We start from the raw sequence: 19,044 nt of genomic DNA, 5'->3' as shown, positions 1-19,044 counted from the left end.
TGGAGAATCCCGGCAGGATCTTGCGGTCGGCTGTCACTAATGGGCTTCGTTTGGCGCCTTCTACAGGTGACGGGGCCCAGCCCATCCGACCACGACCGGAGCCGACCATGACCGACCATCCCGCCGGCCGCGAACCCGAGCTGCTCACCATCACCGAAGCGGCCGACCTCCTTCGCGCGCCGGTCGCCACCCTGCGGTACTGGCGCCACCTCGGCACCGGCCCACGCAGCTTCCGCCTTGGCCGCCGCGTCCTGTACCGCACCGACGACCTCCACGCCTGGATCGCGCAACAGCACGCCCAGGCCCTCGACCGTCGATGAGCGAGCGTCGTCCACAGGCGTGCCGGCCTCCCCAGAGACTCGAGACGGCGTTGACCCGGGGAGCCGTCGTGGGCACGGTCATCTGATGGCCGGCAGCATCACCGTGGACGTGCTCAGCGACGGCAGCAAGCGGTACCGGTCGCGGTACCGCGATGCTCGCGGGCGGCAGCACGAGAAGCGATTCGTGCGCAAGGTCGACGCCCAACGATGGCTCGACGAGCAGACGTCGGCGATCGTCACGCAGACCTGGACGGCGCCGGAGCGTGGGCGGGTCACCGTCGATGTCTGGGCAGAGCAGTGGCTCGCCGCCCAGACCGGGCTGAAGCCCAGCACGCTCTACCGCTACCGATCGCTGCTGCGCGTCCAGATCCTGCCGCGCTGGGGTCGGCACCGGCTGGCCGACGTCACCCATGCCGAGGTCGCCGCGTGGGTGGCCCAACTCGTCGCCGGCGGCCTCGCGCCGGCGACGGTGCGGCAGGCGCACCGGGTCCTCGCACTCGTCCTGACCCTCGCCGTCCGCGACGGGCGCATCCCGCGCAACCCGGCATCCGGCGTGCCGCTGCCCAGGGCCCGACGCGCCGATCCCCGGTTCCTCACCCGCATGGAGGTGGAGCGACTGGCGGACGCAGCGGGGGAGTACGGCGACGTCGTCCGCTTGCTGGCGTACACCGGCCTACGGTTCGGCGAGATGGCCGCCCTACGGGTCCGCCGGATCGATTTCCTCCGCAAGCGGCTCACCGTCGCCGAAAGCGCCACGGAGGTCGGCGGCACCGTCGAGTACGGAGCGTCCAAGACGCACCAGCAGCGCACCGTGCCGATCCCGAGCATCCTCGTCGAGCCCCTCTCCCGCCGCTGTCAGGGCAAGGGCCCGGACGACCTCGTCCTGACCTCGCCGGGCGGCGCGGTGCTGCGCTCGGGCAACTTTCGGCGGCGGTTCTTCGACCCGGCGGCCACGGCCGCCGGGCTCGAGGACCTCAGCCCGCACGACCTCCGGCACACCGCCGCCAGCCTGCTGGTGGCCAGCGGCGCGAACGTCAAGGCGGTCCAGCGGATGCTCGGTCACGCCTCCGCAGCGATGACGCTCGACGTCTACTCCGGGCTCTTTGATGACGACCTCGGCGCGCTTGCCGATCGCATGGACGCGGCCCACCAGGCGTCAGTCACGAGACGTCACGGTGCGTAGTGTGGGCACCGTGTGGGCACGGGACCCGGTCGTCAAGATCGACGATCAAGAATCGACCCCCTGACCTGCACTTATATCGGTGGGGCGGGTGGGGCTCGAACCCACGACCCAGGGATTATGAGTCCCATGCTCTGACCGGCTGAGCTACCGCCCCAGGGTGATCACGCTAGCGGTCGCCCTCAGCCGGTCAGCACGGTGCTGCCCAGCACGGCGCCGTCGGCGTCCAGGGCCTCCACGGCCAGGTACGCCGGGTCGCCGTCCACCGGCAGCTGCGTCTCGAAGCCGCCCCGGGCGACGGGCTGCCCGGCCGTCGCGGTCGCTTCGTCGTCCCCGCTGACCAGCCGCCAGGACGCCACCTCGGTCGCCCCGTTCCAGCTGGCGTGCACCGCACCGTCGGCGAGGACGGCGTCCGGCGGGTCGGCCGGGGTGCCGGTCCACGGTGCCCGGAAGGCGCGGTAGTTGTCGCCGCTGCCCAGGGCCACGTCGTAGAGCAGCGTGCCGTCGGCGGTGAACTCCGAGTAGAACGGCCGCGACCCCCAGCCGATCAGCACGTTGCCGTCCGGCAGCTGCTCGAGGTTGCCCTGGCTGCCGGCCAGCCGGTCGGGGTCCGGGGGCAGGTACTCGGTCACCACCGTGGCCGTCCGGGTGGCCTCGTCCAGCGCGATACGCAGCCCGCGGGACGTCGGACCGACGTCGGGCTCGGACTGGTTGTCGAACAGCGTCAGCGTGCCGTCGGCCTGCCGCTGCGCGTCGTGCTGCCAGGCGAACTCCACGCCCTCGCCCAGCGCGTAGTCGCTCGCCTCGCCGCCGAGGGTCCACAGGACCTCGCCGGTCGTGCGGTCGACGTCGTAGACCGCCCAGGTGTTGCGCGCCGAGACCAGCAGCGAGCCGTCGGCGTCCTCGGCGATCGAGTTGACGTGGAACCAGTCGAAAGGCTCCTCCTCGGTGCCGCCGCCTTCCGGGAGCTCGCTCTTGGTCTCCTCCAGTGGCACGTGGTCCAGCGAGCGCCAGGAGAACAGCACCGCACCGGTCTCGACGTCCACCTCCTGGACGACGCCGTCCCAGACCCACCCGTCCTCGGGCCCGCCGACCGGCGTCAGGTCGGCCGGCTCCTTGACGTAGGCGGTGATCAGCGCGGTGCTGCGCGCGGTGAGCCGGCCCTCGTGGAAGTCGGCCTGCCCCGGGTCGACGTCCCCGCCGGTGGTCACCGTGGCGACCTCCCGGTAGGAGCTGTCGACGACGACGAACTCCCCGGCGCCCAGGCCGACCGCCGGGCTGGTGCCCTCCCACCAGGTCAGCACCGGCTCGCCGTCGAGCTCCTGCACCCGGACGTCGTAGACGCGGTCGGCTGTCGGGTGCACCCAGACCGGCTCGCCGGCGTCGTCGACGAGGAGCGCGCCGGTGAGCGGTGCGTCCTCGCCCTTGGGCCCGAGGGCGACCACCGTGCCGTCCGGCGTGCGGGGCGGCCCCGACCAGGTGACGTCCAGGTCCGGGGGTGTGAGGTCGGGCCGGCTCAGGTGGTTCAGCCCCTCGACCGGGGCGGGTGCGGCCGTGTCGTCCGCGGTGCCGCAACCGGTCGACAGGGTGGTCAGGCACGCTAGGGTCAGCACGCCGACCAGCCGGCCACGAGGACGTCGCATGGGCGGGAGCCTCTCACCGCGCGGCGGAGCGGGCATCCGGGCGACAGGTGGACAGTTCTCGTCAGGTTCGTCCACGTGTCGCGGTGATCGAGGCCCTGACCTGCTAGATCATCCGTCCCACTGGACGCATCCCGTCACATCCGTCTCATCTGCACCGGCTCGGGCTGGCGCGATCGGGTCACGATCCGGCAAACTCTTGCTCGGTTGCTCTGAGAGCCGCCGAGGTACGACCGCAGCATCGCGCGACAGGTCCGTTGGGGAAGACGAACCAGTCGAGTCGATGGAGGTGCGCCGTGCAGCGACGGTCAACCCAGGGTGTCGTCTTCGTGCATGCGTGCCCGAAGGCGCTCTGCCAGCATGTCGAGTGGGCGCTCGAGCGCGTCGTCGGCGCGCCGGTGTCATTGTCGTGGGCCGAGCAGCCCGTGACGCACGGGTCCTACCGTGCCGAGGTCGCCTGGACGGGCGCGCCCGGCACCGGGGCCAAGCTGGTGGCTGCCCTGAAGCAGTGGCCGATGCTGCGCTTCGAGGTCACCGAAGAGGCCAGCCACGGCAACGACGGCGAGCGCATGTCCTACGTGCCCGGCCACGGCGTGCACCGCTCTCCGGTCAGCGCCAACGGCGACCTGATCATCACCGAGCAGCAGCTGCGCCACCTCGCGGCCACCGCCAGCTCGGTCGAGGCCTTCCGGCACGGGGTCGACCAGCTGCTCGGCGCCGCCTGGGACGCCGACCTCGAGGCCTACCGCCACGCCGGCGACGCCACCCCCGTCACCTGGCTGCACCAGGTCGTCTGAGGAAGGACCCCGTCCTCCTCGCCACTCGCACGCTCGTGGCGAGCCTCTGGACGGGGCCGCCGGACCCCCGCGCTGCCGGGGACTCTGCACACGGCAACGGCCCGGCCCCCTCCGCGGAGGGGGCCGGGCCGTTGCCGTCGTCCGCCTACAGCGGGATGTTGCCGTGCGCCCCGCGGCCGGACGGCGCCTCGGCCAGGGCGGCCACCAGCCGGCGCTTGGTCTGCGCCGGGTCGACGACCTCGTCGACCACGCCGATCTCCCGGGCCCGGTTGACCCCGCCGGCGATCAGCTCGTGCTCGGCGGCCAGCTGGGCGTGCAGCGCCTCGCGCTCCCCGGGCGGGGCGGCGGCGAGCTTCTTGCGGTGCAGGATGCCGACCGCGGCCTTCGCACCCATGACCGCGACCTCGGCACCCGGCCAGGCGAACACGGCGGTGGCGCCCAGTGAGCGGGCGTTCATCGCGATGTAGGCACCGCCGTAGGACTTGCGGGTCACCAGCGTCACGCGCGGCACCACCGCCTCGGCGAAGGCGTGCAGCAGCTTCGCCCCCCGCCGCACCACGCCGTCCCACTCCTGGCCGACGCCGGGCAGGTAGCCGGGGACGTCGACCAGCACGACCAGCGGCACCCCGAAGGCGTCGCACATCCGCACGAACCGGGCCGCCTTCTCCGCCGACGCGGAGTCCAGGCAGCCACCCAGCCGCAGCGGGTTGTTGGCGATCACCCCGACGGTGCGCCCGGCGAGCCGGCCGAGGGTGGTCACCACGTTGGGGGCGAAGCGGGGGTGCAGCTCCAGCCCCGGCCCGTCCAGCAGCGAGGCGACCACCGGCTTCACGTCGTAGGCCCGGTTGCGCTGCTCGGGCAGCAGCGCCATCAGGTCGACGGCCGGCTCGTCGGCTGCCGGGGCGAAGGTGCCCTGGGCGGCCAGCAGGTCGACCGCCTGGCGCGCCGTCGTCAGGGCCTCGTCCTCGGTGTCGGTGACCACGTGCACGACGCCGGAGCGCCGGCCGTGGGTGTCCGGGCCACCGAGCTGCTCCTGGTCGACGACCTCACCGGTCACCGACCGGACGACGTCCGGGCCGGTGACGAAGACCCGGCCGGCCGGGCCCATGATCACCAGGTCGGTGAGCGCGGGCCCGTAGGCGGCGCCACCGGCGGCCGCACCGAGCACCACCGAGACCTGCGGCACCCGCCCCGAGGCCCGCACCATGGCGGCGAACACCTCACCGACCGCGTGCAGGGCGGTGACGCCCTCGGCCAGCCGCGCGCCACCGGAGTGCCAGATGCCGACGACCGGCACCCGCTCGCGCAGCGCCGTGTCGATGGCGTCGACGATGTGCCGGCAGCCGTCGACGCCCATCGCGCCGCCCATGATCGTGGCGTCGGTGCAGTAGGCGATCGTGGGGGAGCCGGCCACCGTGCCGCGGGCGGCCAGCACCCCGGAGGTGTCCCGGGCCGCCAGCGTCTGCATCGAGCCCGGGTCGAAGAAGCGGGCCAGCCGGTCCGCGGGGTCCCGCGGGTCGACGGTCGGGGCAGTCGGCGGGGCGGCGTGCACCGTGGTCATGAGCAGCTCCTCAGAGCGTGAGAGGCGTGCGTGGCCCCCTTGCAGGGGCCCGCCGCGAGCTGGCGAGTGGTGGGGGGCAAGGGGGTCCTTGTTCAGACCGTGGTGAAGACCAGCGCCATGTTGTGACCGCCGAAGCCGAACGAGTCGTTCAGCGCGGCCGAGAAGGTCGCCTTCCGCGGCTCGTGGCGGACGATGTCCAGGGCCTGGACGGCGGGGTTGTCGTCGACGTCCTCGAGGTTGGCGGTCGCCGGGACCAGCTGGTCGCGCAGCGCCAGGATGGTGAACACCGACTCCAGCGCGCCGGCGGCACCCAGCAGGTGACCGGTCTGGCTCTTGGTGGCGGTGACCAGCGTGTGGTCGCCGATCGCGTCGCGGATGGCGGTGGCCTCGGCGGTGTCGCCCAGCGGCGTCGAGGTGGCGTGCGCGTTCACGTGGCCGATGTCGGCGGCGGTGAGCCCGGCGTCGCGGATGGCGGCACCGATCGCGCGGGCCGCGCCCTCGCCCTCGGGGTGCGGGGCGACCAGGTCGTGGCCGTCGGCGGTGCCGCCGGCTCCGGCCAGGCGGGCGTAGACCTTCGCGCCGCGGGCCTGGGCGGCGTCGGCGCGCTCCAGCACCAGCGCCGCGGCGCCCTCGCCGAGCACGAAGCCGTCGCGGCCCTTGTCGAAGGGGCGGGAGGCGCGCTCGGGCTCGTCGTTGCGGGTGCTCATCGCGCGCATCGCAGCGAACCCGGCCATCGGCAGCGGGTGCACGCAGGCCTCGGTGCCACCGACCACGACCATGTCGGCGCGGCCCAGGCGGAGCAGGTCCAGGCCCCAGCGGATCGCCTCGGCGCCGGAGGCGCAGGCGCTGACCGGGGCGTGCACGCCGGCGCGGGCGCCGACGGCCAGCCCGACCGCGGCGGCCGGGCCGTTGGGCATGAGCATCGGGATGGTGAAGGGGGAGACCCGCTTGGGGCCCTTCTCCTCCAGGACGTCGTCCTGGCCGAGCAGGGTCAGCGCGCCGCCGATGCCGGTGCCGAAGACGACGGCGATCCGCTCCGGGGCGACCCCGGAGTCGGCGCCGGCGGCGTCGCGCCAGGCCTCCTCGGCGGCGACCACGGCGACCTGCTGGCTGCGGTCCAGCCGGCGGGTGCGCACCCGGTCGAGGGTGTCGGCCGGCTCGCTGGTGAGCCGGGCGACGAGCTGGGCGGGGAACTCCTTGACCCAGTCGTCGGTGATGCGGCTCACCCCGGACCGGCCGGCCAGCAGTGCCTCCCAGGTGGAGGCCACGTCACCACCGAGGGGCGTGGTGGCGCCGAGCCCGGTGACGACGACGTCGGCTGTGGGCGTGCTCATGGGACGTTCCTTCCTGGGACTGTCTGGCCGGACGGCCGAGGTGAGGTGCTGTTCGGCCCCTCTTCAGGGGCCCGCGCCGAGCGTGCGAGGCGTGGGGGAAGAGGGGTCCTTCCTCAGCCCTGGTTCTTCTCGATGTAGGACATGGCGTCGCCGACGGTCTTGATGTTGGCGAGCTCGTCGTCCGGGATCGCGACGCCGAACTTGTCCTCGACGGCGGTGGCGATCTCGACCATCGACAGCGAGTCGACGTCGAGGTCCTCGGTGAAGGACTTCTCCGGGGTGGCGTCGGCGGGGGTGACGCCGGCGACCTCCTCCAGGATCTCGGCGAGACCGGCCTGGATGTCTGCGGTGCTGGGCACGCGGGGTCCTCTCTCTGGCTGGTGGCGGCGGCCCGGGTGCGGGTCCGCCGTCGTCGTCCGGGACGGGTGTCCCGGCAGTCGGTGTGCCCCTCAGGGCAGGCGGATCACCTGGCCGGCGAAGGTGAGCCCGGCGCCGTAGCCGAGCACCAGGGCCAGGTCGCCGGACTTCGCCTCGCCGGACTCCATCAGCGCGGTCAGCGCCAGCGGGACGGAGGCCGCCGAGGTGTTGCCCGACTGCACGATGTCGCGGGCGATCGCCGTGTCGGGACCGAAGCCGAGCTTCTTGGTCATCGACTCGACGATGCGCAGGTTGGCCTGGTGCGGGGCGAAGACGTCGATGTCGGCGGCGGTGACGCCGGCCTTGGCCATCGCCTCCTCCAGCGTGGCGGTCAGCTTGGTGGTCGCCCAGCGGTACACGGCCTGGCCGGCCATGGTCATCGTGGAGCGGCCGGCGGCGATCTCGATGGCGCTGTACTGGTCGCCGTCCGAGCCCCACGCGACCGGGCCGATGCCGGGCTCGTCGGCGGCGCCGACGACCGCGGCGCCCGCCCCGTCGGCGAAGATCACCGCGGTGCTGCGGTCGGTCTGGTCGGTGACGTCGGTCAGCCGCTCGACCCCGACCACCAGCGCGTTGCGGGACTCACCGCTGCGGATGGCGTCGTTGGCCACGCCGAGGGCGTAGCAGAACCCGGCGCAGCCGGCGTTCAGGTCGAAGGCGCCCGGCCGCGGGATGCCCAGCCGGTGCGCCACCTGCGGGCCGATGCCCGGGATCGGCGCGCGCAGGCTGGCGCTGGCCAGGATGACCAGGTCGACCTCGTCGGGGGCCAGGCCGCTGGCCGCCAGCGCCTTGCCTCCGGCGGCGACGGCCATCTCGACCAGGGTCTCGTCCTCGGAGGCCCAGCGGCGCTCGGCGATGCCGACCCGGCTCTGGATCCACTCGTCGTTGGTGTCCATCACCTGGGCGAGCTCGTCGTTGGTGACCCGACGGCGCGGGCGGTAGGCGCCCAGGCCGAGGATCTGCGCGCCGGGCGCGCCTTCCCGCAGCTTGATCGTGCTCACTGGGACACCTCCGGGTAGAGACGGGCGATCGGGTCACCGGCGTCGACCAGGTCACCCTCGTGCACCAGCCACTCGGCGAGCACGCCGTCGTAGCCGGCCGAGACGTTGACCTCCTCGCGCCGGCTGCGGATGGAGCCCAGCGGGCTCCCGGCCGGCAGGCGGGTGCCCTCGGCGACCTCGGCGGGGCTCACGGTGCCGCGCACCGGGGAGACCACCACCCGCCAGTCGGGGGCGTGCTCGGCCTCGGCGCGGCCACGCTCGGCGGCGATGAGCTCACGGGCACGGTCGAGCTCGGCCGGGCCGGTCAGGGCCAGCACCTCGATGCCGGCGCCCTTCCACTCCCGCTTGGCCAGCCCCGCCAGCGCACCGGCCGGCGGCAGCTCCAGGACGGCGGTGACGCCCAGGTCGCGCAGCGTGGCCAGGCAGGCGTCGAAGCGGACCGGGCTGGTCACCTGGCTGACCAGCCGGGAGACCACCTCTGCGCCGCTGTCGACCGCCGCGCCGTCGGCGTTGGAGAGCAGCAGGCGGCTGGGGTCGGCCGGGCGCAGGCCGCCGACCAGCGCCTCGAGCTCCTCGCGGGCGCTGGCCATGTGGTGGGTGTGGAAGGCACCGGCCACCGACAGCGGCATGATCCGGGCCTTCGCCGGCGGGTCGGCCTTGAGCGCGGCCAGGCCGTCCAGCGAGCCGGCGGCGACGATCTGGCCGCCGCCGTTGCGGTTGGCCGGCACCAGCCCGTGCCGCTCGATCGCGGCGAGCACCTCGGCCTCGTCGCCGCCCAGGACGGCGGACATGCCGGTCGGCGTCTGGGCGCAGGACCGGGCCATCGCCCGGCCGCGGACCGCGGTCAGCGCGATCGCCGCCTCGACGGAGAGGACGCCGGCCAGCGCGGCGGCGGTCAGCTCGCCCACGCTGTGCCCGGTGATGACGACGTCCCGGCCGGCGTGCGGGGAGTGCACCACCGGGCCGGGCATGCCGCCCAGCTCGCGGGCGATGAACAGGCTCATCGCGACGACCAGCGGCTGCGTCACCGCGGTGTCCTTGATGGCCTCGGCGTCGCCGGTGGTGCCCAGGGTCAGCAGGTCGGCGTCGGCGATCGCACCGGCCCAGCGGAAGAACGCCTCCGCGCCGGGCAGGTCGAGCCAGTCGGTGAGCATCCCGGGCTTCTGAGCACCCTGTCCGGGGGCGAGTACGGCCAGCACCCGTCCACCGTGCCAGCAGCGAGGCCTCGGCAGCGGTGGGATGCCCGACGAAGAATCACACCGGTGTCTTGGAGGATCCCTACAAGAGGGAGGGGCGCAAGCGGGGGCGGGCCTGCGTGTCGGTGGGGGAGGGCACAACTCAGTGCCAGAGCGAGCGGTCGCCCTCCAGCTGGGCCAGGGCCAGCGCGACCTGCAGCGTCCAGGCCCCGCGGGGGTCGGTGGCGGAGTAGCCGGTGAGCTCGCTGGCCCGCTTGAGCCGGTAGCGCACGGTGTTGGTGTGCACGAACAGCGCGCGGGCGGTCGCCTCCAGGTTGCCGCCGTTGCCGAGCACCGCGCGCACCGTCTCCAGCACCTCGCCGCCCGCGCCCTGCAGCGGCAGCGCGACCCGTTCGGCCAGTGCCGTGCGGGCCAGCGGGTCGCCGTCCAGGGCCCGTTCGGGCAGCAGGTCCTCGGACTCCACCGGACGGGGCGCCTCGGGCCAGGCGGCCGCGGCGCGCAGCCCGGCCAGCGCGGTGGCCGCCGACTCCCCGGCGCGCGCCAGGGAGTCGACCCGCGGGCCGAGGACGACCGGCCCCGGGCCGAACTCGCGGCACACCCGGCTGGTCACCGCGGCGAGGTCGGCCGCGCCACCCAGGACGACGACCAGCTCGTCGGCGTGCACCCCGACCAGCACCTCGCAGCCCAGCGACCGGGCCGCCCGGCGGACCGCGGCCCGGGAGTCCTCCGCCCCCGGCGGCGCCGAGCCGACCAGGACGACGACCGGCGCGGTCTCCGTCCAGCCCAGCGCGGCCGCCCGGCCGGGCAGCTCGTCGGAGCGGTCGCCGCGCACCAGGGCGTCGACCACCAGGGCCTCCAGCCGCGCGTCCCAGGCGCCCCGGTTCTCGGCGAAGCTGGCGTAGACGTGTGCCGCGGCGAAGGCGATCTCCCGGCTGAACTGCAGCACGGTGATCCGCAGCCGCTCGGCGTCACCGGGCTCGGCGACCTGCTCCACCCTGTCCTCGACCACCTCGACGGTCACCTTGATCAGGTCGACCGACCGCTTGAGCGGCACGGCGTGCATCAGCTCGCGGGGGGCGGCACCGAACACCTCGCCGGTCAGCCGCGGGGGCCGGCCGGGGTTGCGGCACCACTCGACCAGGGAGGCGATGCCGGCCTGCGCGACCAGGGTGACCCACGAGCGCTGGGCCGCCGGCATCGAGCGGAACCAGCCCAGCTCCTCGTCCATCCGGGCGACGGCCTGCGTTGCCAGCGCACCGGAGGCCCGCTCGAGCCGGCGCAGCGTCGCCTCCGAGGGGTGCGTGGCCCCCCGGGCTGCCGCTGCGTCCTCCACCGCTCCAGCGTGTCACGACGCCCGCGCGTCGTGGATCGTGGAGCCGTGCAGACCGCCCGTCCGGGTACCTCCGCCGTCCCGGTGTGGGCGGCCGTCGGGGCCTGCGCGGCCGTCGTCGCCGGGCTCGCCTGGGCGGTCACCGGCGGTCTCGAGCCGCTGCTGCGGGTCGACCGCGCGGTCAGCGACGCCCTGTATGCCGGCGACGACCGGCCCCGGCTGGTCGAGACGGCGCTGCAGCTGCTCACCGCCCCCGGGCTGTCCGCCGTCCGGGCGGTGGTGTTCCTGCCGGTGCTGGCCTGGCTGGTGCTGCGCCGGGCCTGGTGGACCGCGGGCTTCGTGCTCGGCTCGGCCGCGCTGGTCGCCCCGCTCACCACGCTGCTCAAGGAGGCCACCGACCGGCCGCGCCCGCAGTTCGCCGAGGGCGGCGCGGGCTGGGAGTCGCTCAGCTTCCCCAGTGGCCACTCCTCGGGCATCGCCGCCCTGGTCGCGGTCGCCCTGGTGCTGGCCTGGCCGCGGTTGGGCTCCGCGGGCCGTCGCGCGGGGGTCGCCGCCGGCGTCATCCTCGTCGTGCTGGTCGGCCTGACCCGGCTGTGGCTGGGCGTGCACTTCCCCTCCGACGTGGTCGCCGGCTGGGCGCTGGGCACGGGCTGGACCCTGCTGGTGGCGCTGGCCCTCGGCGCGCTGCCCGGCGGCCGGGCGGCGCTGCACCCCCGATCGGGGACGATGGCCGCATGACCGGACTGGACTCCCGGGTGCTGCTCGGCCCCGACGACGGTTCGCTCGGCCCGCTGCTGCGGCTGGCCGACGACCGGCTGGACGGCGGCGTGGGCTACGGCCGGCACGCGCACGCCGCCGTCGACGTGGTCGCGGTCGTGCTGGCCGGCTCGCTGCGGCACGCCTGGGGCCGGGAGGCGGTGCTCGGCCCGCGGGACGTCGCGGTGCTGCGCGCCGGGCGGGGCCTGGAGCACGACGAGGTCGCCGGTGCCGACGGCGCGCACGTGCTGCAGACCTACCTGCGGTCGGCGGACCCGGCCGCGCAACCGGCGCACGACGCGCTGCTGCGGCCCCGCGGCTGGGTCGACCTGGGCCGAGCCGACGCCCGGCTGTGGGTCGGGTCCTCGGACGACGACGTCCCGCCCGGCCTGCGGGTGGTCGTCCGCGGCGACTCGGTCGAGCTGGACGCCCCGGTCGCCGGCTCGGACGTCGTGCTCGTCTGGCAGCTGGACGCCGCCCGCCCTGCCTGGGCCGAGTGACCCTTCCCCGATCGTGAGCACTGCTACAGACTGAGCCGCATGCCTGCCGACGCATCCGTTGCCGCTGACCTGCTCGCCGCCGCCACCGCCGACGCGGCCTTCACCGTCGACCTGCGCCGCCGGCTGCACCGGCACCCCGAGATCGGGCTGCAGCTGCCCACCACCCAGGCGATGGTCCTGGAGGCGCTGGCCGACCTGCCGATCGAGGTCAGCACCGGCACGACCACCAGCTCGGTGGTCGGCGTGCTGCGCGGCGCCCGGCCCGGCCCCACCTACCTGCTGCGCGGGGACATGGACGCCCTGCCCGTGCAGGAGGACACCGGCCTGGACTTCGCCTCCGAGGTGCCCGGCGTGATGCACGCCTGCGGCCACGACACCCACGTGGCGATGCTCGCCGGCGCCGCCCGGCTGCTGGCCGAGCGCCGCGACTCCCTCGCCGGGCAGGTCGTGTTCATGTTCCAGCCCGGCGAGGAGGGCTTCCACGGCGCCCGGTTCATGCTCGAGGAGGGGCTGCTCGACGTCGTCCCGGAGGCCCCGGTCAGCGGCGCGTTCGCGCTGCACATCACCACGATGTTCCCGACCGGCACGATCAACGTGCGGCCCGGCCCGATGATGGCCTCGGCCGACCAGTTCAGGATCACCGTGCACGGCCGCGGTGGGCACGCCTCGACCCCGCACATGGCCGCCGACCCGGTGCCGGTGGCCGCGGAGGTCATCCTGGCGCTGCAGTCGATGGTCACCCGCCGCGTCGACGTCTTCGACCCCGCCGTCGTCACCGTCGGCCACCTGGAGGCCGGCCGGACCGACAACATCATCCCGGAGACCGCGCTGGTGCACGGCACGATCCGCACCCTGTCGGCCGAGCGCCGGGCCGACATGGTGGCCTCGGTGCAGCGGGTGGGCGAGCACGTCGCCGCCGCCCACGAGCTGCGCGGCGAGTTCGAGCGGGTCGAGGGCTACCCGGTCACCGTCAACGACGCGCAGGTCGCCGCGCAGGTCACCGCCACCGCCGCCGCGCTGCTGGGCGAGGAGGCCAGCAGCGTCATGGAGTGGCCGCTGATGGGCGCCGAGGACTTCTCCTACGTGCTGGAGCGGGTGCCGGGTGCGATGGCGTTCCTCGGCGCGCGGCTGCCCGAGCTCGACCCGGCCACCGCGCCGGGCAACCACTCCAACCTGGTCGTCTTCGACGAGGCCTCGTTCCCCGCCGGCGTCGCCATGTACGCCCAGATGGCCCTCACCGCCCTCGCCGGCTGAGCCCTGCCCAGCAGTGATCAGGTGACCTGATCACCGGCTGTCCCCCTGCACCAGCGTTGGTGCAGGGGGACAGCCGTTGGTGCAGGGGGACGTCGTGATCAGCCGGCGGCGGACCGGGGCGTCGTCCGGAGACCGCCGTTCCACGGGACGATGCGGCAGCGCGGCGCCGTCCGGGGGCGTCCCATGAGGGCGTGCAGGCGGGCGACCTTCTCGGGCCAGCGCTCGGTCAGGTCCTCCGGGGCGACGCGGACGCCCTGCAGGTCGACGTCCAGCAGCACGTCGTGCCGACGCTTCTCCTGCCAGGCCACCTCGCCGGGCGTCCGGCCGTGCCAGGGGTCGGTGTACTTGACCATCCCGTCGCACTCCAGGAAGACGCCGAACTCGGGCCAGTAGCCGTCCAGGACGGCGACCAGACGGGAACCCAGGAACACGGCCTGCTGCAGCAGTGGCTCGGGCAGCCCAGCCGCCAGCAGCGCCAGCCGGGTCCGCGTCTCGTGCGGAGAGTGCGCGCCCACCCGCGCCAGCGAGATCGCCCTCGCCGCCTGGCCGCAGCCGACCCAGTGCGTCTGCGCGAGCGCCGCGGTCCGCAGCTCGTCCAGCGTCGTCCGCCCGTCGGCCAGCGCGTCGTCCACGGCGATGACGGAGTCGACGACCGGCCATTCCCGCCCCACGTCCGCCAGGGTGCGGGGGAGCGCGGTCACCGGGAGCCCCTCGTGCACGAGGACGTCGGGTGGGGGCAGGGCTGCCTGGCTGATCCGGTACCCGCGGCCCGTGCGGAACTGGTCCGGGTCGGTGAGCCGGACGTCGGCGTCGGCGGAGCGGGGCACCACCAGTCCGTGCAGCCGCGCAGCCGAGTCGTGGCTCACCACGACGGACGTCCGCTCGAGCCGGCGGAGCGCCGCAGCGCACTCCAGTCGGTGGGTGCGCCCCTCGGCCGCGTGCCGACGCCACTGCTCGCCGGTCGTGTAGACGCCGTACCGGATCCGGCGCCAGGCCCTGGAGCGCAGCAGGGGACCGATGGCGTTGCGGTCGATGCCGGAGGCGAGTGCGTCCGCGGTGGAGAAGACACCGGCCTGGCGGTCCATCGCGCTGATGAGTGTCGGGTGCACGGCGTCACCCTCAGTCGGCCTGCCGTCGCGGGGAAGGTGGCGGCGGGGCCTGTGCGCAGCACCCGCGACTGTGGACGGCCGTCAGCGCCCGACCGCGGGGGCGTGCAGCAGCGCCGTCGGCACCGTGCCGGCCGCATCCCCCTGCACCAACGACTGTCCCCCTGCACCAACGCTGGTGCAGGGGGACAGTCGGTGATCAGGTCACCTGATCACTGCTGGACGCCGGGGTCAGGTGGCCGGGTGGTCGTCGGTGCGACGCTCCTCCGGGGCGGCCTGCTCGTCGCGCTCCTGGTACTTCTCCAGCGCCTGCCGGACGACGTCCCGGTCGATCTGCCCGCGCTGGGCGAGCGAGGCCAGCGTCCGGACGACGACCGCCTCGGCGTCCACGAGGAAGTGCCGCCGCAGCGCCGGGCGGGTGTCGGAGAGCCCGAACCCGTCGGTGCCCAGGCTGGCCAGCCCACCGGGGACGAACGGCGCGATGAGGTCCGGGACGGCCTTCATCCAGTCCGACACCGCCACGATCGGGCCCTCGACGTCGGTGAGCTGCTTGGTGACGAAGGGGACCCGCGGCTCCTCGGCCGGGTGCAGCAGGTTCCACTCGTCGGCCTCCAGCGCCTCCCGGCGCAGCTCGGTCCACGAGGTCACCGACCACACGTCGGCCGACACGCCCCAGTCGTTCGCCAGCAGCTCCTGGGCGCGCAGCGCCCACGGCACCGCCACACCCGAGGCCAGCACCTGCGCCTTGGGCCCGTCCGCCTGCGGGCCCTCGGCGTAGCGGTACATGCCGGCCAGCAGGCCGGGCACGTCCAGGCCCTCGGGCTCGGCCGGCTGCTGGTAGGGCTCGTTGTAGATCGTCAGGTAGTACATGACGTTCGGGTCGCGGTGCCCACCGAGCGGAGCGCCCGGGTCGTTGCCGTACATCCGCGCCAGGGCGTCCCTGGTGATGTGCCCGACCTCGTAGGAGAACGCCGGGTCGTAGGTGACGACGGCGGGGTTGGTCGCGGCCAGCAGCAGCGAGTGCCCGTCCTCGTGCTGCAGGCCCTCACCGTTCAGCGTCGTCCGGCCGGCGGTGGCGCCGAGCAGGAAGCCGCGGGTCATCTGGTCGGCGGCCGCCCAGATGGAGTCGGCGGTGCGCTGGAACCCGAACATCGAGTAGAAGATGTAGATCGGGATCATCGCCTCGCCGTGCGTGGCGTAGGAGCTGCCCGCGGCGATGAACGACGCCGTGGAGCCGGCCTCGTTGATCCCCTCGTGCAGGATCTGCCCCTGCTCGGACTCCTTGTAGGCCAGCATCAGCTCGCGGTCGACCGACGTGTAGTTCTGCCCGTGCGGGTTGTAGATCTTGATGCTCGGGAAGAGCGAGTCCATCCCGAAGGTGCGGGCCTCGTCGGGGATGATCGGCACGAACCGCGGGGCCAGCTCCTTGTCCTTCATGAGCTCCTTGAGCAGCCGGACGAAGGCCATCGTGGTGGCCACCTCCTGCTTGCCCGAGCCGCGCTTGAGGACGTCGAAGGCCTTGTCCTCGGGGGTCTTGAGCGGCTTGTGCTCCGACCGGCGGCGGGGCACCGACCCACCCAACTGGCGACGCCGCTCGAGCATGTACTGCATCTCGGGGGAGTCCGGGTCGGGCTTGTAGTAGGGCGGCAGCGTCTTGTCCAGCTGCTCGTCCGGGATCGGGATCTCCAGCCGGTCGCGGAAGCCCACGATGTCCTCGGCGGTCAGCTTCTTCATCTGGTGCGTGGAGTTGCGGCCCTCGAAGTGGCTGCCCAGCGTCCAGCCCTTGATGGTCTTGGCGAGGATGACCGTGGGCTGCCCCTTGTGGTCGACCGCGGCCTTGTAGGCGGAGTAGACCTTGCGGTAGTCGTGCCCACCGCGGGCCAGCTGCCAGACCTCGTCGTCGGTCATGCCCTCGACCAGCTTGCGGGTGCGCGGGTCGCGGCCGAAGAAGTGCTCGCGGACGAAGGCGCCGTCCTCGGCCTTGTAGGTCTGGTAGTCGCCGTCCGGGGTGCTGTTCATCAGGTTGACCAGCGCGCCCTCGCGGTCGGCGGCCAGCAGCTTGTCCCAGCCGTGGCCCCAGATCACCTTGATGACGTTCCAGCCGGCGCCGCGGAAGAACGACTCCAGCTCCTGGATGACCTTGCCGTTGCCGCGGACCGGGCCGTCGAGACGCTGCAGGTTGCAGTTGATGACGAAGGTGAGGTTGTCCAGCTCCTCGCGGGCGGCCAGGCCGATCGGGCCGAGCGACTCGGGCTCGTCGGTCTCGCCGTCGCCGAGGAAGGCCCACACGTGCTGGTCGGCGGTGTCGACGATGCCGCGGTTGTGCAGGTAGCGGTTGAACCGCGCCTGGTAGATCGCGTTCATCGGGCCGAGGCCCATCGAGACGGTGGGGAACTCCCAGAAGTCCGGCATCAGCCGGGGGTGCGGGTAGGACGACAGCCCGCCGCCGGGGTGGCTGACCTCCTGGCGGAACCCGTCGAGCTGGTGCTCGGTCAGCCGGCCCTCGAGGAAGGCGCGGGCGTAGATGCCGGGGGAGGCGTGGCCCTGGAAGTAGATCTGGTCGCCGCCGGACGGGTGGTCCTTGCCGCGGAAGAAGTGGTTGAAGCCGACCTCGTAGAGCATCGCGGACGACGCGTAGGAGGAGATGTGGCCGCCGACGCCGATCCCCGGCCGCTGCGCGCGGTGCACCATGATCGCGGCGTTCCAGCGGATGGCGTGGCGGATCTTCCGCTCGGCCTCCAGGTCACCGGGGAACCACGGCTCCTGCTCCGGCGGGATCGTGTTGATGTAGTCGGTGCTGCGGAGCGCGGGGACGCCGACCTGCTGCTCACGGCTGCGCTCGAGCATCCGGAGCATGAGGTAGCGGGCCCGGTTGCGACCGGCGTGGTCGACGACCGCGTCGAGGGACTCCAGCCACTCCTGGGTCTCGTCCGGGTCGGTGTCGGGGAGTTGGCTGGCCCGCCCATCGGTGATGACCGCGCGGGGGGTGCCGGTGGTGCGGGCGGGGTCTCCGTCCGACTGCTGCGGTGCGCTCATGCCCCCATCGTCTCCTGCCGGGGCGGCGTACGTCACGTCTGCCCCGTGTCGCGTCCTGCCAGACGGGACGACGGCCCCGGTCACCGACCCGGTCGCGGGCCTTGCGCGTGGTCCCCGATGCCCTACGCTCCGCTCCAACGGTGGCCCCGGTGGTGGTCGACCCGGAACGCCGGCCGAGCCGGGGGGCGGGCTCCCCAGGGCCTCCGCCACCCGACGGAGCGGGTGGATGGGGGTCCCGAGCGGGCAGGACGGCCCGGGACAAGGCACCATCCCCCCAGAGCCACTGCCGCGCCGCACACCGCGACGCGGCACCGCACACCGCACCGCCCGGAGCAGACCGGGCAGACGAGCACACGGAGGAACAGCAGGGATGAGCGTCGACTCGGGCAGCACCAGCATGGCTGCCCGGCTGGGGATCAAGCCGGGCATGGTCGTGCAGGAGCTCGGCTGGGACGAGGACGCCGACGAGGACCTGCGTGACTCGGTCGTCGAGCTGTCCGGCGGGGAGATGGTCGACGAGGACTCCGACGAGGTGGCCGACGTCGTCCTGCTGTGGTGGCGCGAGGACGACGGCGACCTGATCGACGCCCTCGTGGACGCCATCGCCTCCCTCGCCGAGGACGGCGTGGTCTGGCTGCTGGTGCCCAAGTCCGGGCGACCCGGCCACGTGGAGCCCGGTGACGTCACCGAGGCCGCCCCCACCGCCGGGCTGCAGCAGACCTCCAGCATCTCCGCGGCCAAGGACTGGTCCGGCATCCGGCTGGTCACCCCGAAGGCCGCCCGCTCCCGTCGCTGAGGAAGGACCCCGTCCTCCTCATCCCCCGCAGGCTCGGGACGAGCCTCTGGACGGGGCCGACGGCGTGGGGCCCTGCGAGGGGGCCGGGCGCATGGGGCACCATCGGGGGATGACCGTCTCCGTCGGTGACACCGCGCCCGAGTTCAGCCTCCGGGACCAGGACAAGCAGGTCGTCTCGCTGTCCGGGCTGCGGGGTGCGCCGGTGCTCGTGGTGTTCTTCCCGTTCGCCTTCTCCGGCACCTGCACCGGTGAGCTGTGCCAGCTGCGCGACGAGCTGGCCACCTACACCGACGCGGGCGTCCAGGTGGTCGCCGTCTCCACCGACCCGACGTTCAGCCTCAAGGCCTTCCGCGAGGCGGAGGGGCTCACCTTCCCGCTGCTGTCGGACTTCTGGCCGCACGGAGCCGCCGCGCAGGCCTACGGGGTGTTCAACGAGCGGGCCGGCATGGCGGTGCGGGGCACCTTCCTGGTCGACGCCGCGGGCACGGTCGTCTTCACCGAGGTCAACGAGGTCGGCGACCCGCGGCCGCAGTCGGGCTGGAAGGACGCCGTCGCGCGGCTGGCCACGGCGGCCTGAGCACGTCCCCCGTCCTGCACGGGACGGGGCCGACGGGCGCGTAGCTCAGCGGTAGAGCGCTCGCCTTACAAGCGAGTGGTCGGGGGTTCGAACCCCTCCGCGCCCACCCCGCCCTCCGGGCTCGTGCCCGGCTCACCCGGACGGGTGGCCGAGCCTCAGCCGCCGGCCCCGCCGGTCCGATGACGACCTCATGCGGTCCCGCCCCTCTCCACCGACCAGACGACCACGCCGGGGCATCCCGTT

The 19,044-nt window shown here is 73.9% G+C and carries 17 protein-coding genes and 2 tRNA genes; 9 read left to right on the top strand and 10 right to left on the bottom strand.

What is annotated here, in order from left to right; genetic code table 11:
* The first annotated feature begins 107 nt into the window (after nt 1-107).
* Both ACJTNH_RS13835 and ACJTNH_RS13830 read left to right on the top strand, forming a co-directional pair.
* Nucleotides 108-320, top strand: coding sequence for a helix-turn-helix transcriptional regulator (locus tag ACJTNH_RS13835; protein WP_116452319.1), 213 nt, complete (start codon nt 108-110; stop codon nt 318-320).
* Nucleotides 321-405: 85 nt separating this feature from the next.
* The gene (locus tag ACJTNH_RS13830) at nt 406-1,503 is read left to right on the top strand and encodes a tyrosine-type recombinase/integrase (RefSeq protein ID WP_116452320.1); all 1,098 of its coding nucleotides are present in this window, start codon (nt 406-408) and stop codon (nt 1,501-1,503) included.
* Between the two features lie 80 nt (nt 1,504-1,583).
* Here ACJTNH_RS13830 and ACJTNH_RS13825 read toward each other — a convergent pair.
* Nucleotides 1,584-1,657: transfer RNA gene (locus ACJTNH_RS13825), tRNA-Ile, on the bottom strand.
* Between the two features lie 25 nt (nt 1,658-1,682).
* Nucleotides 1,683-3,143, bottom strand: a complete 1,461-nt coding sequence (locus tag ACJTNH_RS13820) for an arylsulfotransferase family protein (protein WP_458176580.1) — start codon at nt 3,141-3,143, stop codon at nt 1,683-1,685.
* 293 nt (nt 3,144-3,436) lie between these two features.
* Between ACJTNH_RS13820 and ACJTNH_RS13815 the strand changes: the two genes are divergently transcribed.
* Nucleotides 3,437-3,937, top strand: a complete 501-nt coding sequence (locus ACJTNH_RS13815; protein ID WP_458176579.1) for a DUF3145 domain-containing protein — start codon at nt 3,437-3,439, stop codon at nt 3,935-3,937.
* A gap of 145 nt (nt 3,938-4,082) precedes the next feature.
* Here ACJTNH_RS13815 and ACJTNH_RS13810 read toward each other — a convergent pair whose 3' ends face one another.
* From ACJTNH_RS13810 to ACJTNH_RS13785, 6 genes are all read right to left on the bottom strand, one after another.
* Nucleotides 4,083-5,498: an acyl-CoA carboxylase subunit beta gene (locus ACJTNH_RS13810; protein WP_458176578.1), complete on the bottom strand. Its 1,416-nt coding sequence runs from the start codon at nt 5,496-5,498 to the stop codon at nt 4,083-4,085.
* A gap of 92 nt (nt 5,499-5,590) precedes the next feature.
* On the bottom strand, nt 5,591-6,832 hold the full coding sequence (locus ACJTNH_RS13805) for a beta-ketoacyl-[acyl-carrier-protein] synthase family protein (protein ID WP_458176577.1): 1,242 nt from the start codon (nt 6,830-6,832) through the stop codon (nt 5,591-5,593).
* A 113-nt stretch (nt 6,833-6,945) separates the two neighbouring features.
* Nucleotides 6,946-7,191 carry an acyl carrier protein gene (locus ACJTNH_RS13800; protein ID WP_222193333.1) on the bottom strand — a complete coding sequence of 82 codons (246 nt, stop codon included), beginning with the start codon at nt 7,189-7,191 and terminating at the stop codon, nt 6,946-6,948.
* Between the two features lie 90 nt (nt 7,192-7,281).
* Entirely contained in the window at nt 7,282-8,250 is a 969-nt protein-coding gene (locus ACJTNH_RS13795; RefSeq protein ID WP_458176576.1) for a beta-ketoacyl-ACP synthase III, read from the bottom strand.
* A complete protein-coding gene (locus ACJTNH_RS13790) occupies nt 8,247-9,449 on the bottom strand; it encodes an acyltransferase domain-containing protein (RefSeq protein ID WP_458176575.1) in 1,203 nt (400 codons plus the stop codon). The genes ACJTNH_RS13795 and ACJTNH_RS13790 overlap by 4 nt, the downstream gene beginning before the upstream one ends.
* A 139-nt stretch (nt 9,450-9,588) precedes the next feature.
* Entirely contained in the window at nt 9,589-10,779 is a 1,191-nt protein-coding gene (locus tag ACJTNH_RS13785; protein WP_458176574.1) for a PucR family transcriptional regulator, read from the bottom strand.
* Between the two features lie 45 nt (nt 10,780-10,824).
* Between ACJTNH_RS13785 and ACJTNH_RS13780 the strand changes: the two genes are divergently transcribed.
* The 3 genes from ACJTNH_RS13780 to ACJTNH_RS13770 are packed head-to-tail and all read left to right on the top strand — an operon-like array spanning nt 10,825 to nt 13,286.
* On the top strand, nt 10,825-11,514 hold the full coding sequence (locus tag ACJTNH_RS13780; RefSeq protein WP_458176573.1) for a phosphatase PAP2 family protein: 690 nt from the start codon (nt 10,825-10,827) through the stop codon (nt 11,512-11,514).
* Nucleotides 11,511-12,032, top strand: a complete 522-nt coding sequence (locus tag ACJTNH_RS13775; protein ID WP_458176572.1) for a pirin family protein — start codon at nt 11,511-11,513, stop codon at nt 12,030-12,032. Before ACJTNH_RS13780 ends, ACJTNH_RS13775 begins: the two co-directional genes overlap by 4 nt.
* A 39-nt stretch (nt 12,033-12,071) precedes the next feature.
* Nucleotides 12,072-13,286 carry a M20 metallopeptidase family protein gene (locus tag ACJTNH_RS13770; protein ID WP_458176570.1) on the top strand — a complete coding sequence of 405 codons (1,215 nt, stop codon included), beginning with the start codon at nt 12,072-12,074 and terminating at the stop codon, nt 13,284-13,286.
* 98 nt (nt 13,287-13,384) lie between these two features.
* On the opposite strand, the gene ACJTNH_RS13765 is transcribed toward ACJTNH_RS13770, so the two are convergent.
* Both ACJTNH_RS13765 and aceE read right to left on the bottom strand, forming a co-directional pair.
* Nucleotides 13,385-14,395, bottom strand: coding sequence for a type IV toxin-antitoxin system AbiEi family antitoxin domain-containing protein (locus tag ACJTNH_RS13765; protein ID WP_458176568.1), 1,011 nt, complete (start codon nt 14,393-14,395; stop codon nt 13,385-13,387).
* Between the two features lie 228 nt (nt 14,396-14,623).
* Nucleotides 14,624-17,428: a pyruvate dehydrogenase (acetyl-transferring), homodimeric type gene (aceE, locus tag ACJTNH_RS13760; protein ID WP_458176566.1), complete on the bottom strand. Its 2,805-nt coding sequence runs from the start codon at nt 17,426-17,428 to the stop codon at nt 14,624-14,626.
* A 370-nt stretch (nt 17,429-17,798) separates the two neighbouring features.
* On the opposite strand from aceE, the gene ACJTNH_RS13755 reads away from it, so the two are divergent.
* From ACJTNH_RS13755 to ACJTNH_RS13745, 3 genes are all read left to right on the top strand, one after another.
* Nucleotides 17,799-18,224, top strand: coding sequence for a DUF3052 domain-containing protein (locus ACJTNH_RS13755; protein WP_458176564.1), 426 nt, complete (start codon nt 17,799-17,801; stop codon nt 18,222-18,224).
* A gap of 109 nt (nt 18,225-18,333) precedes the next feature.
* Nucleotides 18,334-18,801: a peroxiredoxin gene (locus ACJTNH_RS13750; RefSeq protein WP_458176563.1), complete on the top strand. Its 468-nt coding sequence runs from the start codon at nt 18,334-18,336 to the stop codon at nt 18,799-18,801.
* Nucleotides 18,802-18,835: 34 nt separating this feature from the next.
* Nucleotides 18,836-18,907, top strand: a tRNA-Val gene (locus tag ACJTNH_RS13745).
* Nucleotides 18,908-19,044: the final 137 nt, after the last annotated feature.

Source organism: Modestobacter lacusdianchii, assembly GCF_054177765.1.
This window is presented reverse-complemented; position numbering and strand designations above follow the sequence as displayed.

Bases quoted from the DNA above. Each gene is read 5' to 3' on its own strand.
- ACJTNH_RS13775 (WP_458176572.1), top strand. From the start codon at position 11,511: ATGACCGGACTGGACTCCCGGGTGCTGCTCGGCCCCGACGACGGTTCG.
- ACJTNH_RS13750 (WP_458176563.1), top strand. From the start codon at position 18,334: ATGACCGTCTCCGTCGGTGACACCGCGCCCGAGTTCAGCCTCCGGGAC.
- ACJTNH_RS13830 (WP_116452320.1), top strand. From the start codon at position 406: ATGGCCGGCAGCATCACCGTGGACGTGCTCAGCGACGGCAGCAAGCGG.
- ACJTNH_RS13755 (WP_458176564.1), top strand. From the start codon at position 17,799: ATGAGCGTCGACTCGGGCAGCACCAGCATGGCTGCCCGGCTGGGGATC.
- ACJTNH_RS13820 (WP_458176580.1), bottom strand. From the start codon at position 3,143: ATGCGACGTCCTCGTGGCCGGCTGGTCGGCGTGCTGACCCTAGCGTGC.
- aceE (WP_458176566.1), bottom strand. From the start codon at position 17,428: ATGAGCGCACCGCAGCAGTCGGACGGAGACCCCGCCCGCACCACCGGC.
- ACJTNH_RS13805 (WP_458176577.1), bottom strand. From the start codon at position 6,832: ATGAGCACGCCCACAGCCGACGTCGTCGTCACCGGGCTCGGCGCCACC.
- ACJTNH_RS13835 (WP_116452319.1), top strand. From the start codon at position 108: ATGACCGACCATCCCGCCGGCCGCGAACCCGAGCTGCTCACCATCACC.
- ACJTNH_RS13810 (WP_458176578.1), bottom strand. From the start codon at position 5,498: ATGACCACGGTGCACGCCGCCCCGCCGACTGCCCCGACCGTCGACCCG.
- ACJTNH_RS13770 (WP_458176570.1), top strand. From the start codon at position 12,072: ATGCCTGCCGACGCATCCGTTGCCGCTGACCTGCTCGCCGCCGCCACC.